10 protein-coding genes are annotated in these 17,459 nt (G+C 43.1%); 3 read left to right on the top strand and 7 right to left on the bottom strand.

The window, feature by feature from the left end; translation table 11 throughout:
• Window positions 1-81: 81 nt before the first annotated feature.
• From ACFO4R_RS08545 to ACFO4R_RS08530, 4 genes are all read right to left on the bottom strand, one after another.
• Window positions 82-1,446, bottom strand: coding sequence for a YjiH family protein (locus tag ACFO4R_RS08545; protein ID WP_379788669.1), 1,365 nt, complete (start codon window positions 1,444-1,446; stop codon window positions 82-84).
• 636 nt (window positions 1,447-2,082) lie between these two features.
• Window positions 2,083-3,642 (bottom strand): ATP-binding cassette domain-containing protein, encoded by a 1,560-nt coding sequence (locus ACFO4R_RS08540; RefSeq protein ID WP_379788667.1) that lies wholly within the window; start codon window positions 3,640-3,642, stop codon window positions 2,083-2,085.
• A gap of 540 nt (window positions 3,643-4,182) precedes the next feature.
• Window positions 4,183-6,336: a Tex family protein gene (locus ACFO4R_RS08535; protein ID WP_379788666.1), complete on the bottom strand. Its 2,154-nt coding sequence runs from the start codon at window positions 6,334-6,336 to the stop codon at window positions 4,183-4,185.
• 18 nt (window positions 6,337-6,354) lie between these two features.
• A complete protein-coding gene (locus ACFO4R_RS08530) occupies window positions 6,355-7,221 on the bottom strand; it encodes a radical SAM protein (protein ID WP_379788665.1) in 867 nt (288 codons plus the stop codon).
• An 834-nt stretch (window positions 7,222-8,055) separates the two neighbouring features.
• On the opposite strand from ACFO4R_RS08530, the gene ACFO4R_RS08525 reads away from it, so the two are divergent.
• Window positions 8,056-8,433, top strand: coding sequence for an SdpI family protein (locus ACFO4R_RS08525; protein WP_379788664.1), 378 nt, complete (start codon window positions 8,056-8,058; stop codon window positions 8,431-8,433).
• Between the two features lie 210 nt (window positions 8,434-8,643).
• Window positions 8,644-10,377 carry a M3 family oligoendopeptidase gene (locus tag ACFO4R_RS08520; RefSeq protein WP_379788663.1) on the top strand — a complete coding sequence of 578 codons (1,734 nt, stop codon included), beginning with the start codon at window positions 8,644-8,646 and terminating at the stop codon, window positions 10,375-10,377.
• Window positions 10,378-10,830: 453 nt separating this feature from the next.
• Here the strand turns inward: ACFO4R_RS08520 and ACFO4R_RS08515 are convergent, their stop codons facing one another.
• Window positions 10,831-12,399 carry a hypothetical protein gene (locus ACFO4R_RS08515; protein ID WP_379788662.1) on the bottom strand — a complete coding sequence of 523 codons (1,569 nt, stop codon included), beginning with the start codon at window positions 12,397-12,399 and terminating at the stop codon, window positions 10,831-10,833.
• A 581-nt stretch (window positions 12,400-12,980) separates the two neighbouring features.
• Here ACFO4R_RS08515 and ACFO4R_RS08510 point away from each other — a divergent pair.
• Window positions 12,981-14,774 carry a hypothetical protein gene (locus tag ACFO4R_RS08510; RefSeq protein WP_379788661.1) on the top strand — a complete coding sequence of 598 codons (1,794 nt, stop codon included), beginning with the start codon at window positions 12,981-12,983 and terminating at the stop codon, window positions 14,772-14,774.
• A gap of 499 nt (window positions 14,775-15,273) precedes the next feature.
• Here the strand turns inward: ACFO4R_RS08510 and ACFO4R_RS08505 are convergent, their stop codons facing one another.
• Complete coding sequence (locus tag ACFO4R_RS08505) at window positions 15,274-16,911, bottom strand: carbon starvation CstA family protein (RefSeq protein ID WP_379788660.1); 1,638 nt, start codon at window positions 16,909-16,911, stop codon at window positions 15,274-15,276.
• Window positions 16,912-16,945: 34 nt separating this feature from the next.
• Window positions 16,946-17,443, bottom strand: a complete 498-nt coding sequence (locus ACFO4R_RS08500) for a DUF8052 family protein (protein WP_379788659.1) — start codon at window positions 17,441-17,443, stop codon at window positions 16,946-16,948.
• Window positions 17,444-17,459 lie beyond the last annotated feature (16 nt).

The following is a 17,459-nucleotide window of genomic DNA, read 5'->3' as shown; positions in this document are numbered from 1 at the left end:
TGTGTCAATAAAAAGAGCGAAGAAACTTCGGTCTTTTACCAAAGTCCTTCGCCTTTTTATTATATACTACAAAAAAATCCGCTAGAAGAACAGGTGTGCCATCACCACGACTACCGGAAGGGTAATCAACGTTCTTTCAATAAACAGGATAAACAAGTCTACAATGTTTACCGGAAGGTTGGAGCCCAAAATAACCGCTCCGGTCTCCGACATATAGATCAACTGTGTTACAGAAACCGCCGCAACGATGAACTGTGTCATGGGGTTTGCAATTTCTGCTGCAAGAATGGACGGCACGACCATATCCGCAAAACCTACCACCATCGTAGCACTTGCCGCTTCCGCTTCCGGAACCTGCATCAACTTCAAAAGAGGCAGGAAGGGCATTCCCAAGTAATCAAAGATCGGTGTAGCCTCGGACAGAATCAGAGCCAGAGTACCCGCAGCCATAATGATCGGTGTAACGGACAGCCACATGCTCAATACCGTTCTTACCGCATTTTTCAGATATCCCGACACGCTTCCATTGGTTTCCGCCTTTTTAACTGCAAGATGAAGACCCCACTCATGCTTGGAAAAACCGCTCGGGATCACTTCCGCATTCAATTTTGCCTGTTCCTTCAATCTGGTATCCTTCTTCATGGACAAGGGTGGGATACGAGGAACGATAAGCGCCGCAACAATACCCGCAACCGCTACTGTCAGATAGTATTGACCGAAATAATCCGTCAAACCCACGTTTTCCAAAACAACGAGGCAGAAGGTGATGGATACCGCTGAGAAGGTCGTAGCGATAATAGCCGCTTCTCTGGCTGTATAATATCCTTCTTCATACTGTTTGTTTGTAAGCGCTACCCCGATGGTTCCGTCTCCGATCCACGATGCCACACAGTCTACCGCGGAACGTCCCGGCAAATTAAATATCGGTCTCATAAATGTGGTCAAGAAGACTCCGATGTATTCCAAAAGTCCGAACTCCGTTAGGAAGGGAAGGATAAAACCCGCTACCAAGAAGATAGTGAACAAACCTCCTATCAAATCAAACAGGATCAGTGCTCCCGTATATTCTCCCCAAATGATTTCAGGCCCTATATGTAGAGCTGTCATAAAACCTAATACCAGTCCGACCAATCTGGCAAACAGCCAAAACGGCGAGATGTCGGATATCTCTTTAAGTAAAGAATTGTTTTCGATCCAGTCGGGCTTTGATACCTTGTAGATAATTGCAAAGAAGCAGGATAAACAAATTACGATCATAACCAGAATGTAGATCGGTACCACGCTTCCGATTGCAGAGTTGATCGCCTTTGACATAACCGATACGGCTACGGTTGAACCCGCGCCCTTTTTAAAAGGGGTCATCAACAACAACACTCCGATGATGGACGGAATGATAAACAATAAAATTTGCCCCATGGAAAATTTTTCCTTCCTCACAGTTTCCATAAATGCACCTCCGTATAAAATGTTTTTAAATAAGAACTGTCAATAAAAGTCGAGAACATATCGCACAACAGCAACTTGATTGTTACAAGTTGGTTCGACAGAATGATCCATCTCATAAGTTCAATATTTTTAAAACGTCTGACACTCAACGTACTCATTGTAACAAAGAGTTTTCTTAAGTGTGCAATATCTATCTAAATTTCTTTTATCAACAATTATAGTATACTTTATTTTTCACATAAATTCAAACATTTCCTATACAATATTCTTTGAAATAACATCCTCCAATGTACAAAACAACAATATCTTCTCTGAAATTTCCCACACAGTACACTCCGGAACAAATTTTTAGAATATTCGTAATAATCTTTTTTCAATGGAGTGAAGGGCAATGATCTACTGCAACATTTTATACTATGAAAACACCTCACAAAGGCAAGTTTGTGATTTTCTTTCGATTTTGTAAAATACAAAAGTCTGTCATACCAATGTTTTTAAGAATTTCACCCTTCATATAAAATTGGTTTTATGCTGATTTTTCGAGTTATGCGGCATCTCCTTAAATCAAAGCAATGTATCTCACCTGACAGAAGAAAAAAACTCCTGAATTTTATCGATTTATGTTTTCTTTTTTCATTAGAGTTCAATAATATGATCATATTTGTCAACCAGACTCTCATTCGGCTTATGTGCAATATGAATTAGGGTGATATCTTCTAATGAGAGTAGGATATTTTCTATATTTAGAGAGTTCTCAGCATCGAGATTAGCCAAAATTTCATCAGCTATTACAATCTGTTTTTTAGCAACCAAAGCTCTAGCTATTGCAATTCTGCTTTTTTCACCACCCGAAACTTCTCTTTTGTTCATATCGATACAAACGTCGAGAGAAGAAATATCGTTTAACAATTTATTCAAATTCACTCTATCTATGATTTCCAGAATCTCCTCATCGGAGCATTGACTCAAAATATCAATGTTAAATCGGAGTGTGTTATTAAAGATGTATGTGTCTTGACAAATATTTTCTATCAGGCAGTTTATGTCACTTTCTGAAAAAGAAGCATAGTCTTTATCGTTTAGGGTTATACTTCCTGTATAGCCGGGAAGAATTTTAAGCAGGATTTTGCCAAGTGTGCTTTTGCCCGAACCCGACTCTCCCCTGATCATATATTTTTTACCTTTTTCGATCACCACTTTTATATCATCCTTAAATACATTTTTGTCCTCATAAATATAGTTTAAATGATTTAATTTGATGTTTTTGAAAGCAAGCGAAGACTTATTGGAGACATATGATTTTTCACACTTAACAAATTCTCTTATCTCTTCATTAATGCTTTTCATAGATTTTATAGCTATATAATTATTGATCATCGATATAATAGGCTCATTCAAAAAGAAGGATATCTGAAGCACAGCAAGAAAAGCACCCACAGATATTATATCCAAGGTCACAAGATATGAGGCTAGAATTACCCCTCCTATTTGAGATAGGGCGACACTTGTGTTGGAAAAAAAACCGCTCACATTTTCTACGAAAGAGAGAGATTGCACCGAACGATTTTCCTCGTCAAAAGTTGCAAAAATAAAAGTTGTAAAAACTTTTTCCGAACCGGTGTTTTTTATGACATTTATGCCGTTAAAAATATCCGTAAGCTCTGCAAGTTTCTTATCCTGAAGTTCAAAATATTTGTCAACTTTTTTGTTCATTATCTTTGGAAAGATTGTATTGTTCAAAAAAAGCGGTAAAAGTAGGATCGACATACAAATAAATATAAATTTATTTATTTTAAATAGAATAAGTCCCAAAAAAAGTGTTTGAAGAACATCTTTTAAAACAGCTAAAATTGATGTTATGTACAAGTCTCTCCACTTGTCCAATTTGATGTTTAACAAATTGATATATTCCGAATAGTCTTTTTTTGTTGTCTCGGATAAGTCCTGAAGAAGTACATTTGAGAATACTTCTTTTTTGATTTCAAGGCTAAAATTGTTCTTTATATAAGCGGTCAGAAAATGGTAAATTCCAATCCCGGTTAAAGAACAAATAATTAAAGCTATGATCAGTGATATATTTCCGTTTTTCGTTTCCAAAAAATCGCCCAACAATATATAGCTGTATGCGAGCAGAGGTTGAGACAATGCTCCTGTTATGATTGGAAAAAATAAATACAAGTAATACTTATTTTTCATAATTAACCTCCTTAATAAAGTTATCTAGGGGAAGTTTAAATCGATAACTGCAAATGATCTTGTGGGCACACTCCGGAACTTTACGAAACTCAGAAGTCTTTCACATCAACACTTTTAAAGGTCAAGTCATTTCTATGACCTTGTTTTTATAATAGTTTTTCGAGTTATGCGGCATCTCTCCGGCACTATGACACATCGATATTCAGCTCTATTTTTTGTCTTTGTTATAAACGAAAAGAGTTCGTATCAAAGTCGAAAATCACTATGAATTTCAACACACCGTTACATCCGGACTAAAACCGCACACACTGTCCTTTTATACTATTGTTCATTTAAGTCATCGACATAAGCGATTTATACTACACAGAAGATGAAACAAAGTTTCGTAGTCTCAAAACAGGGAGACAATCGTTCTATTGGATAACAGTATATACTGCTCTCCCACTAAAGAGGGGTTATATACCTATATCTGCAAACACAAAAGATTGTTTCATCTTCTGTTGAAACACAGTACATCGATATTTCAAATAAGTGCGCGTATTACTTTTTCAAAGACTTCATCGACAGTCCGACTTTCTGCCTTTCGGTGTCGATCTTGATGACACGAACCGACACGATGTCTCCGATCTTGACGACGTCCATGGGATTTTTTACATAGGAGTCGCTGAGTTCCGAGATGTGGACCAAGCCGTCATGCTTGAGTCCGATATCGACAAAGGCTCCGAAGTCCAGCACATTTCTCACGGTCCCCTTGAGTTCCATTCCGATCTCCAAGTCTTCCAGACTCATAATATGCTTGGAAAAATCGACGGGGTTCCTCCTCTCGCGGATGTCCCTGCCCGGTTTCTTCAACTCGCTGACGATATCCCTCAGCGTAGGCAAACCGAGGTCGAGTCTTCCCGCCATTTCTCTAAGATCGACCTCCTCCATCTTCGATGAGACTTCCCTGTTGTTTTCGGAGAGGGTATCGGGGGAAATCTCCAAAGTTTTGAGCAGTTCGTAGGTTTTTTGATAACTTTCGGGATGTACCAAGGTGTCATCAAGAATCTCCTCCCCACCCTTGATACGAAGGAATCCGGCACACTGTTCATAGGCACTCTCTCCGAGCCTTTTGACTTTGAGCAGTTGCTTTCGTCGGGTAAATGAGCCGTTCTCCTCCCGATAGGCGATGATGTTCTTGGCTACACTCGGAGTAATCCCCGACACATAGGTCAAGAGGGAGGCCGATGCCGTATTCAAGTCGATCCCCACCGTATTGACGGCTCCTTCCACCACTCCCTTTAAGACTTCCGAGAGCCTCGTCTGGTTGACATCGTGTTGGTACTGACCGACTCCTATATGTTCGGGAGAGATCTTGACAAGCTCCGCCAAAGGATCTGCAAGCCTTCTTGCGATGGATACCGCCCCCCGAAGCGATACGTTCATATCGGGAAACTCCTCCGTTCCGAGCTTCGATGCCGAATAGACCGACGCTCCCGCCTCGTTGACAACGATGTATCTGACATCCCTCTTCTCCTCGGCGATGATCTGTGCAACGATCTCCTCCGATTCTCTTGAGGCTGTTCCGTTTCCGATAGCGATGACATCTACCTTGTGCTTGTCGATCAAGGCATGGATCTTTCGCTTGGTTTCTTCCACCTTGTTTTGGGGTTTGGTGGGATATACGGTATCGGTCGCCAATACCTTTCCCGTCTTGTCGATAACGGCGATTTTACAACCCGTACGATAGGCGGGATCCCATCCCAGGATGGTAACGTCGGGCAGAACTCCTTGCAAGAGAAGGTCTCGCAGGTTTTTGCCGAACACCTCTATCGCCCTCTCCTGTGCCTGCTCCGTCATCTGTGTTCGATACTCCCGCTCCAACGAAGGCAACATCAATCGTTTGAGGGCGTCATCACAGGTCTCTTCCAAGTAGGAGCGATTGAACTCTGTCATTGGAATCCTCTTGTGAACCAAGGCGGTTATCCTTTCGTCGGGGTGACTCCACTTGACCTTGAGAATGTCTTCCTTCTCTCCTCGGTTGATTGCAAGAATCCTGTGAGGAGGAATCTCCTTGGCTTTCTGAGAATACTCAAAGTACATCTTGTAGGTAAGGTAGTCCTCCTTTTCCTCCGCATCCTTCTTCGGCGAAGTTTCAAGCACCGAGGACTCGTGCACAAGTCCTCGGACCTCCTTCTTCAATTCGAAATCCTCGGCAATCTCCTGAGCAAGAATATCAAGAGCCCCTTGAATCGCTTCCTCTACGGTATGAACTTCTTTTTCTTCGGACAGAAAGTCTTGTGCCTTCAAGACGACTTCTTCTCTCCCGAGCCTTATCAGAAGGGCCAGGTCTCCCAACCCCTTCTCCATCGCTATGGTCGCCCTCGTCCTCTTCTTCTTTTTGTACGGCTCGTAGATATCTTCGACCTCGACCAGAGTCTGTGCCTTCTCAAGAGCTTCCTTGATCTGCTCGGTCATCTTGCCCTGTTCAAGGATCGAGTTTGCGACCTGCTCCTTCTTGTCCTCCAGGTTTCTCAAATAACGAAGTCGATCATGAAACTCCCGCAAAACTTCATCGGACATCTCTCCGGTAACTTCTTTTCGATAACGTGCAATAAAGGGGATGGTCTTGCCTTCATCAATCAACGATATCGCCCCTTCGACCTGTGTTAACCTCAGCGAAAACTCCTTCGCCAGTCTCTGCTCTATCCTCATCTTACCTTCCTCAATTCATTATAACATTCTAAAATATTCCGCCCTGAAATCCTCGTCTTTTCTCGCTTCTTCCAATTCCCTGATCAACAGTTCCCTGTCCTGATTGAGCGTTCCGTACAGATTGACATAGTTGGAGACATGGTTGCTCCGAAGAACGCTTCCCGGAGAATCGATGTTTCTCAGAAACAGGATCGCCTCGTCCACAACCTGCTCCGGACTGAGCAATTTGAATCTGCCCGCCTCATAATCTCTTTTGAGAGGAGTATCTCCACGCATAAATAAAGTGAGCAGTCCGATATAGTGAGGGTTCATCTCAGAGAGGACCTTTGCCGTTTCAATCGCGTGTTCTTCCCAGTCTTCCACTCCTCCAAGTCCCGAGATCGCCGTTACCGAAACCTTGATCCCCGCTTCCTTCAACTTCAATCCACAGTCTATAATCTCAGAAGAGGTCACTCCCTTGTTGATTTTTTTAAGCACCTTGTCGCTTCCGGACTCCAAACCGATGTAACCGATACCCAGTCCCTTGCTGTGAAGAAGTTTCAGCTCCTCCAAACTCTTACTCTTCACACTGTAAGGGGAGGCGTAGACAGCCACCCTCTCACATTCGGGAAAGTGGAGTTGAATGTAATCTAGAATCTCGACCAACTGCGAGGTCTTCATGATCAGAGCGTCCCCGTCCGCCAAAAAAATCCTTCTTACCATCGGATATCTCAGTCTCGCTTCCTCAAAGTCTCGCAAAATGTCCTCCACCTTACGCACTCGAAACTGCTTTTCCCTATACATATCGCAAAACGTACACTTGTTGTGAGAACAGCCTATCGTCGCCTGAACAATAAGGCTTCTCGCTTCGCTGGGCGGTCTATACACTGCACCGAAATATTCCATTACTCTCTCTCCTTTATCGCTCTCTCTTTAAAAAAATACCGCAATGGACGAAGTCGCTTCCTCGTTTCCTTACAAACCAATTCTTACAAGCCTTCTATTCCTTGATTTCGACAATTTTCCTGCCAACACAATACTACGGTATCTACATCCTATAAGTATGTGAAGTGTTGATTTGCCTATTGTTGCACCTCACATATCTCGTTCTATTATTCCATATTTTTTCATTTGTTGCAAGATGACCCGTATAATCGTTCCCCCTCCCAACAAAAAAATCTTTAACAGTCAAAAAACAAGGATAAGAGCCGAGGATTTAGAATTCAAGGAAAAGAAAATCAAATTTTGTGCTTCCTCTTTTGAAGTTCTTTCCCTTGGCAATCTTTAACTTACATCCGTACTAACAAAGAAATCCGGCTTTGTTTCTGTGTGGTGTTTCTTTAAAGTTTATCCATAATTCTATGCTATACTTAATATTATTGTTCGATTGAAGTCCGCTTTAATTAGTACAAAAAACTCTATTGATCCTTATGAAGTGCACGTCATCGACACAATCCGTTTAAAATTCAGAAAACAGTATAATACTATTGTCCATTCGACCTACTGATATCAATTTTTTATTTCGTGCGTGATAAAATAAAAAATTGTGCTTGTGAGTATGTATATAACCGCACTTCTATTGAATAATCCTTAAATCGATATCTTATCTCCGTTTACTTTAGAAGGAGGATATCTAATAACTGTTTTTAAAGATATATCGCACGATCGTGATTCGTGCAAAAATGTTTGGATGGAAAAATCTCCATCGATGTCGGAGAACTGTAAAGGAGGGAGCCAAATATGGGATTTTGGATTTTTATGCTTGTTATGGACTTGTTGATCCCCTTCACAATGCTGGGATTTGGAAGACTCTTCAGTAAGAACCCGCCAAAGGAAATCAATATGATGTTCGGCTACAGGACATCCATGTCCATGAAGAATAAAGAGACTTGGGACTTTGCCCACAAACACTTCGGTCGTCTCTGGTATATCTCGTCTCTAGTAATATTTCCCCTGAGCCTGTTTCCCTTGCTTTTTGTGATCGGAAAAAGCGATGATGTCATAGGCAAGGTAGGCGGCACAATATGTTTTCTTCAATTTATCCCGTTTATCGGTTCAATCTTTCCGACGGAACTCGCCCTAAGAAAAAACTTCGACAAAGACGGTAGAAGAAAATAAGTCTCACAGAATAACTGTATTCTACATGACGGCATCTCAAGAAAATCGCACTTACGTCCGCCAAGTATGGAACGTATTGCGAATATGTATACCTTGCATATATCGTCGCTATTGTGATCCGGTTTTCCTACAAACTCCGATATATAATTTTTAGGAAAACCGTTTTTGTGGTATACTTTAGATGAACTTTATATACAAGGAGGTACATGTATGTACGAATGGACATTGAAAGATCTATACCCTTCTTATGACAGCAGGGAATTTCAAGATGATATGAAAAGGCTTGACGCTCTGATCGAGAAGGCAAGGACGAGCAAGCCCCAAGATACTTCGGCTGAAATCAAGGAATTAATCCATCTCCTGGAGGAGATCGACACCTTGTTTTTTAAGCTGGGCTCTTTTATTTCTCTGAATGAAGCGACGGATACCACAGACAAAGAAAGTGCAAACTATTCTTCTCTTCTCTCCTCCAAATCGGCGGACTTCTCCGCGGATTCTGCAAGACTTCAGAAATTTCTGGGAAGCACTTCCACCGATATCACAAAAGATGACTATCTGGCAAACTACAACTTTTACTTTGAGGAAGCGAAGAAAAAAGTCAGTCACCTTCTCTCCGACGAGGTGGAAGAAGTCATTGCAAAGATGAACCTCAGTGCAGGTTCCTCCTGGTCCACCCTCCAAAGCTATCTGACCTCAATCGTCGAGGGAGAGATGGACGGGGAGAGCATCACCCTGCCCCAGGTCCGAAACCTCGCCTACGACAAGGATTCCTCCGTGCGAAAACGCGCCTATGAGGCGGAGCTTGCTATGTATAAGCATATCAAGGAGCCTATCTCCTTCGCTTTGAACAATATCAAATCGCAGGTGAACGACATCTCCAAACTTCGCGGTTTCGACAGCCCTCTGGCACAGACTCTGGAGCAGTCGAGGATGCAGAGAAAAACCCTCGACGCTCTGATGTCCGCCATCGAGGACTATCTGCCGGTGTTCCGAAGCTATTTGAAACACAAGGCGAAACTCCTGGGTCACGAAGGTTCTTTGCCCTTCTACGATCTGTTCGCTCCCATGGGCAACAGTTCACGCAGCTTTACGGTCGAAGAATCCAAGGAGTTTTTGATCGACGTGTTTTCAAAATTTTCTCAAGATCTTGCCGATATGACCCGAGATATGTATGACAAAAAACACATCGATGTCTTCCCCAAAAAAGGAAAGGTCGGAGGAGCCTTCTGTGCCAACCTTCCGATGATTAAACAGTCGCGAATCCTTCTTAACGATGACGGTCAGATCGGTTCTTTGGTAACCGCCGCTCACGAGCTCGGCCATGCCTACCACGGTCTGCACATTGAAAACCACCTTCCGCTGAACTGGGAGTATTCCATGCCCGTGGCGGAGACCGCTTCGACCTTCAACGAGAACCTCCTTCTCAACACCTTGATAAAGTCCGCCGACAAAGAAGAAAAAATCAATCTGATCGAGCAACAGCTTCAAGATCTCACTCAAATCATCGTGGACATTTACTCGAGATACCTCTTCGAGAGTGAAGTCTTTGAGAGAAGAAAGAACGAATTCCTCTTTGCCGATGATTTGGAAAAAATCATGCTCGATGCACAGAAGAAGGCCTACGGTGACGGTCTGGATGAAAACTTCCTCCATCCCTATATGTGGGTCAACAAGGGACATTATTACTCGGAGAGCGAAAGCTTCTACAACTTCCCCTATGCCTTCGGAGGCCTGTTCTCCAAAGGACTCTACTCCCTGTATCAGAAACGGAGCGAGGGCTTTGTCGAAAACTATCAGAAGATGTTGAAGGCAACGACTGTAAGCTCGGTGGAAGACACCGCAAAGGTCATGGGCATCGACCTTACGACCAAAGACTTTTGGTGCAGTGCCCTCGAAATGGCTAAGGCGAGCATTGAGGAGTTTATCGAATTGACAAGCTGCTAATTCTAAAACCTGATTAATACTATTCTCCAATAGAAGTATGGATATATCCGTTTTTTTCAACCTGCGAAAAATCTCTTTATCTTCTATGGTCACAGATTGTTTATATCCACAACTCAAAGGAAGAATAGTATAAAATGTCAGGTTTACGGGATGTATTAAGTTTGAAGCATCATCTGTAGTAGATGAAAGCACAAAACGAAACTGATACTATGTTTTTGGAAGTGTTCCTTCCACAGGATCTTCGCGTTTGACAAAACGACCACAATACCGAGATCTGCCTTTTCCCAATACGGATCCTACAAAAAGCACGCTGATTTCAGCGTGCTTTTGCTATTTGTCAATTGTTTTTTTCCTATTATGCAACAGCCCCTTTTACTATGGCTATGGTGTCAGTGATAATTTGTTATACTGCTCTCGATCCGATATTGATCATTATCTTCACAGGCGGTTTCTTTATTTTTCGCTGATGACAAGTTCTCCGCTCTTTCTTACAAAAAAGTCGTTATGCTTGATGATAAGAAGATAACTGTCCTCCTTCTCCAATTTGCACTTCAACTCTCCCGGGACGATGGTCGAAGAGGTCACAAGCGCCTTACCTGAAGCCTTATCCATCTGCTTCTCCTCTGCGAGAACGGCAGGCGAAAAGACTTGGAAGGATGAGCCCTTCACGCTCGGCTCCAACTGAATCTCCCGTGGATTATACTTGAGTTTCAAGCTCAAAAGCTTATTGTCTTCATCGTAATCCATGGAAACGATCGATACCTGCTTTCCCATGACTTCAAACGTCTTCGGAAATTCTCCCTTGAGGCTCAATTCGATCTTATCTCGTCTTCCGTCGTTGAGTGCGATGTCCTCAAACTGGAAGGTATATTCCCTCTTGGTCTTCTCATCAAAGAAGTCGGTCGGATTGAAGTAAAACCTCATCTTACCCTCAGGTGAACCCTCAAAAGCGTAACTTCTCTTAAGCGTATAGATGTTTCCCTCCTTATCCACCAGTCTTCCTCCTTCAAACTGTGCCAAATCATAACCCTTCTCCAAGGCATCCCTGGTCGAGATTGCAATTTGGCTCGGACCCACGATCAGCTCGTCGACCAGTATGGAACCGTATTCGGTTGCAATCTCCTGGTTTACGGGGATGTGGCGGGCAGGGAATACATGCCCCGCTTCAACCGGCAACAAAAGAGGACCGAAACTGTATAGCGGATGATCCCATTCTCCTTCGTCCGGTTTGATCGGTACCTTTGAACCCTTAATCTCTTCAAGTTTTTTCTCCAACTCCTTCTGAGTATCGAAGTAGGACACTTCCGTAACAAGCTTCTTCTTGCCCTGGATCAGGTTCTTGATATCCACGGAGGAAATGATGCCGTTGATCTTGTAGACCAATGCCTCACCTTCCGCTTGAGGTATCGATTCGTAGGAAACGTCAAGTTCATGATCTTCCTCCTGATTCTCCGTATCGATGAGAAAAGCTCTGAACGCGGCCCCCTTCATCCTTTCTCTCTTCTCACTCCCTCTCTGCTCCTGTGTCGGAGCCGTAGTCGAAGCAGGAGCCTTCTCCTGTTGAGGAGCCTGTGTAGTTGCAGGCTGTTTTTGCTCGGTAGGCGGAGCTTGACCTGTCCCTCCTCCACCGGTTTGAGTTGCCGGAGCCTGTGCCTGAGTCGAAGGTTGCGCTTGGACCTTGGCAAGTTGCTGTGCCTGTTCTTCAAGAGTAGGCAGAACGATCTCCTTCGTCTGCGGGAAACTCACCTTGGCCTCATAGTAGAGTCGACCCTCTTCTATCATAATGTTATACAGTTCCAGTCCGTAGTTCCCATCTTTTTCTTCAATCGGAGAAAGACGTGGATATCCCTTTTCTATCGCTTCCTTGATTCCGTCCCTCTGTTCCTGAACCCCGAGTGAAAGAATGTTCTTCTTAATGGTGGCATCCTCCCACGGCTTTACAATGATAATCCCCGATGCAACGATCACTCCGAGTATCATCACCAAAACATTGCTGACTGTCTGTTTCACTGACTGATTCATAGTTTCATCCCTTTATCCTTCTATTTGTTTCGCCCTTATTTATCTCCTATGTATTATACCACGTATTATGTTTTTTTCAATATAACTTGAGAAACACCGTACAAAGACACAAAATAATCTCTCCCCCGTTTTATGAAATACAAAAATCGTGAAACGATCCCTTTCGAAAATATATTCCCCCCGAAAGAACGCAGGTTATTCTAATTTTTGGAATTATACGCTATTGTCCTCATCGTTTGAACCTCAACAAAATACACCTCCTCCACAACGTTTAATTGCAGGTCGGGGAGAAATGAATACACCTCTTTCTCCAAAGCCCTAAGAAATAACTCCATTATACTCAAGTCATTCCTTTTTTATCATTTGATTACAGTTTATTGACAAAACAGAGTAAGTCCTTGACGAAATACTTGTTTTTCTCTATAATCTGCACCAAACACAGTCCTGTTTTCTGTAAGGACCTCTTTGAATACAAGCGTCTCGTCTTTTGTGCGGACTCTGTATCACCCTTGTTTTAACTATATGGTATCTTTTATATTTCAAATGTTTTGGCGTTTCAAACGCTCGGAAAGGAGAAACTTATGTGTACATTCAAACACTGCGGGAAGAATCTTCCTTCTCTTGTCAAAAGAGGTTATCGCCTCCTTGCGATGCTTCTTGTTTTAACCTCTATACCTGCCCAAGGCTTCTGCACGAAACCGGAGGATCAAAATTCCGATTACGCCTTCTACAACAAAAACGGAAAGATCTACTATGTCAATACGAAGGACCCGAAGAACCTCAAGGAAACACCCTTGACCTCCGGAGAGAAACAACTCCCTGAAAAAAACGCTTCCGAACGTCCGGGAAACGACGTGGTCCTTGTTCCCGGAAAACAGGCCGCCGTTTTCTTCGAAGACTTGAATTCTTCCCATGACAATGCCCTCTATTATAAGTCTCTGAACAAAAAGGAGACTGCCCTCCTGATCGACGATAAGGTCAACGACTACATCGTGAGCAAGGACGGAAAACATCTCCTCTACACCAAGGGAGAGGCTCACTCACTATTTTTATGGGACTTTGATTCCAAACAAGGAAACGCCCTCGGCGAGAATGTCCGACACTATGAGTTTTCCAAAGAAGGAGCATCCCTGATCTTCATACAAAAGGATGCCCTCTACGCCAAATCTCGAGGAAAAAAAGCGGAAAAGGTCGCACAAGACGTTGACCACATCCATTATTTCAATGAAGATGCGACCGACTTTCTCTACTCCAAAGCAGAAACCTTATACAGCAACAAGAAGGGCAGGGAGGAGAAAATCTCCGATAATGCCTTTATCTTGAAGATCTTTGACTCGGGAAGAGGTTACTTTCTTTCAAAATCCAAAGATCTGTCCTTCAAAGACATCATTGATGTCGATGTGCCTGCAGAAGGAGCAAAAAAGGACATCTTTTCATACGGCAACGCTCCCGAGGAAATTCTCCGATGGTGGACGGTCCACTCCCTATGGTACTTTGACGGAACAACTGCCACAAAGGTCAGTGACCGTTACTTCTGGTGGCAATCCGGCATTATGCCCGAAATCTATACCTCCTTCTATATAGCTGAAGATAAGGAGGAGATCATTTTTGAGGAGATCATTTTTGAAGAGATCGACTTGGATAAGATCAAGAAGATCCCTCTTTCCCAAATCAAGGACCTCGACGACTTCCACAACAAGGCGGAGCGTATCGAGGGTGAGTTTGGATTCGTTGTTGCAAACAGGGACAAGGTAAGAGAGCTTCCGCTTAAGGCAAAGGACATACAAGAAGGAAGTACCTTCCTAAGTTCCGATGGAACAAAGCTGTGGTCCTTACGAAATTTCGACTCCCAAAGACGCCTTGCCGACCTCTATCTCTTAACTGTCAAGGAAGAAGGGATCAGCGAGCCCAAGCTCATCGCCTCGAAGGTCCTGTCCGACAGTCCGATGGTTCTGGGCAATTCCGGATCCTTACGCTTTCCTAAAGAGAGCGGAGAAGCCGAGCTTTACTTCAAGCTCAACAACAGCAAAACCAAGGACGTGGTACTGAATGGAAAGAGTATCGATCGCGTTTCCCATGTCGGCTCTTCCGGTCACATCTATGACAATGCCACACAATCTCTACTCTACTTCACGAATGAAAAGGGAAGCAAATCGACTCTGAAACTCTATAGAGATAAGAAGGCTCGAACCGTTGCCAAAGATGTCGCCGAAGCTCACTTTATAAAGAACGGAAGGCCGATCTACCTTGTCGAACAGAGCAAGAAAAAAGGAGATGGAAGAACGAATTACAAGCTCTACCTCTATGACGGAAATAAGAGTATCCTGATCTCCAAGGATGTCGAAAATCTTTATCCCACAAGCATCCGATACTAATGCTGTCCTCCGATACTATTTTCCGTTTGAAATGTCAGGTCATAGAATATATGATTACCGGAAAATAATTCGGATGATTGTATACTTCAAAGTAGTCAAGTAGCCACTTTAAATAGAGAATAGTATGTCAGATCGATGTCCAAAAGAGCGTCCATCCGACAGGAACACACAACAAAAAACTCCCTTTGTACAGTAAGGGAGTTTTTTGTTGTTTTATTTTGAAAATTCTTCCGTTTTATACTATCTTCTTTTCAAGCTGAACTGAGATATAGGGTCGTCCTGCAACGGATCCCCGGTCTTTGTCGGTCATATCATCTCTACCCGTATGGAATTCGATCGGATAACAGCATCCATCGTCTTTTCATCCCATCCTTCAATCCATACACGAAAATATCTACCTCTACGAATACAACCTCGTTTCGACACCTGCAAGCATAGAAATCTATTCTATCGCCTATAGAATGAACGACATCGGTAATTCAAACGGGTAATAGTATATTTAGCCCAGTTTTTTGTTTACCTTGTCGACCTTCTTGTTTTTGATCAGTACATCTGCACCTTCTTTTACAAGGATGAGGGCAAGTACGAACAAAATACCGGCCATTGCCACCATGATGAAGTTTCCTCCTGCAAGGTTGTTCTTCATAACGATCAGCAAAGCACTCAAGGTTGCAAGGAACATAAAGATCATCGGGAAAACAAACATTTGGTAATTTTTGTTTTCATTTTTGATCCATGTAGCCAAAGCAAGAAGAGCCAAGGCTGCAAGCAACTGGTTCGCCGAACCGAAGATCGGCCAAATGACCTCATATCCTCGTACCGCCAAGATACAGCCTGCAACAACGGTAATAACAGTCGCTACATACTTGTTGGTCAAAATACTCTGTGTCTGTGCTTCCGGTTTTTCGAAGTATTCTTGGAAGATAAAACGTGCCAATCTCGTAGCCGTATCCAAGGATGTCAAGGCAAACGCTGAAACTGCAAGTGATACAAAAGATTTTCCCGTATCTTTCGGAATACCGAAGTGGCTCATAAACTCTCCGACTCCGTCAGAGAACAGAGCGATGGGTCCTCCATTGGCCATAAGTTCACCGAACTTATCCCTGGTCAAGTAAGCCGCAGTGATGATGGCGATAATTGCGAGCACACACTCAATCAACATTCCGCCATATCCTACAAGTTTTGCATCCTTTTCGTTCGCGATCTGTTTCGAGCTGGTTCCCGAACCTACGAGAGAGTGAAAACCTGAAATCGCTCCACAGGCAACCGTGATAAACAGCATCGGGAATAACCACTGTGTTCCCGTCTTGGTTTCAATAGCAACTCCTGTAAACGCATCCAATTGGATCTTCGGTTGATATACCGCGATACCGATTGCAGCTCCTATGATCATCGCATAGAGTAAGAAGGAGTTGAGATAATCTCTGGGCTGCAACAGAATCCAAACCGGAGCCACCGATGCCACAAGGATATACAGTGCTATAATAACAACCCAAGTGTTTACGGAAAGAGCAAGTGGGAACTTGATTCCAAGAAGGATACAGGCTACAACACCGATCACTCCGAATACAGTTGCAATACCCAAACTTACTCCTCTTCGATACACAAAGTATCCGAATATGACCGCCAGAGCGATCATCAAAATAGAAGAAGTTGCCGCTTCCGGGGTACTTGCAAAGGTTTTTGCAACAATGTTGGCAAATGCCGCTACTACGAGAACCAAGGTCAACCATGCAAAAATACTGAAAAGACTCTTACCTGTCTTACCCATATTTTCTTCAATGATGGAACCAATTGACTTTCCTTTGTGTTTCATCGATGCTACAAGAGAGCCGTAGTCATGCACTCCTCCGAAGAAGATCCCCCCTACAATGATCCACAGAACAACAGGGACCCAACCGAAGATCGCCGCTTGGATCGGGCCTGTGATGGGACCTGCTCCCGCAATCGATGCAAAGTGGTGTCCGAGCAAAACTTGAGGTTTCGACGGAACGTAGTCTACCCCATCCATCATCGTATGTGCCGGCGTCGGTATCTTCTCATCTACCCCCCACTGCTTTCCGAGCCAAGATCCGTAGGTCATATAAGCGATAACAAACAGTACGATACTTCCCAATACCAATAACAATGAGTTCATTACTGTCCCTCCTTAAATAAATAATAATAAGAACTTAAATTAAGATAAAATTCTCCTTTCCCTCCCTTCCCTTGGCATTGTATATCATATCAAACGAATTGATATCCACAAGTAAGAAACCGATGTTTACCCAACCGTGAAACCCGAACAAAAAACTCTTATAATAGCTGTATTTCTTGAGTTTTTTCTGCACCTCGAGAGAGGGCATCGAATCCACCAAAACCACCATCGAGATCAAGCTTGACATATGGTCCTCCTTGGGTTTTACATAGTCCATCACGGCCATCTTTGCAATATGGCTCAACTGCTCCAAGTCCTCCATCTCCAAAGCAGGCAGATACTTGACAAAGATATGCTGATTGATCTCGGAGCTGTAGATGACAGCCTTTTTGCTGACGATGTACCTGTCGTTCTTCTCAAAAAAACGGGCATACATATCAAAAGACATCTTCATATAGTTGATATTTTTTTCTATATCGTAATAATAAGACAGGCGCTCTTCAAGTTTCTGAAGGTAGACCTCCTTTTCCATACAACTTCCCCCAATT

Origin of the sequence: Filifactor villosus, from assembly GCF_042652965.1 — a bacterium.
Classification (GTDB): Bacteria; Bacillota; Clostridia; order Peptostreptococcales; family Filifactoraceae; genus Filifactor; species Filifactor villosus.
This window is presented reverse-complemented; position numbering and strand designations above follow the sequence as displayed.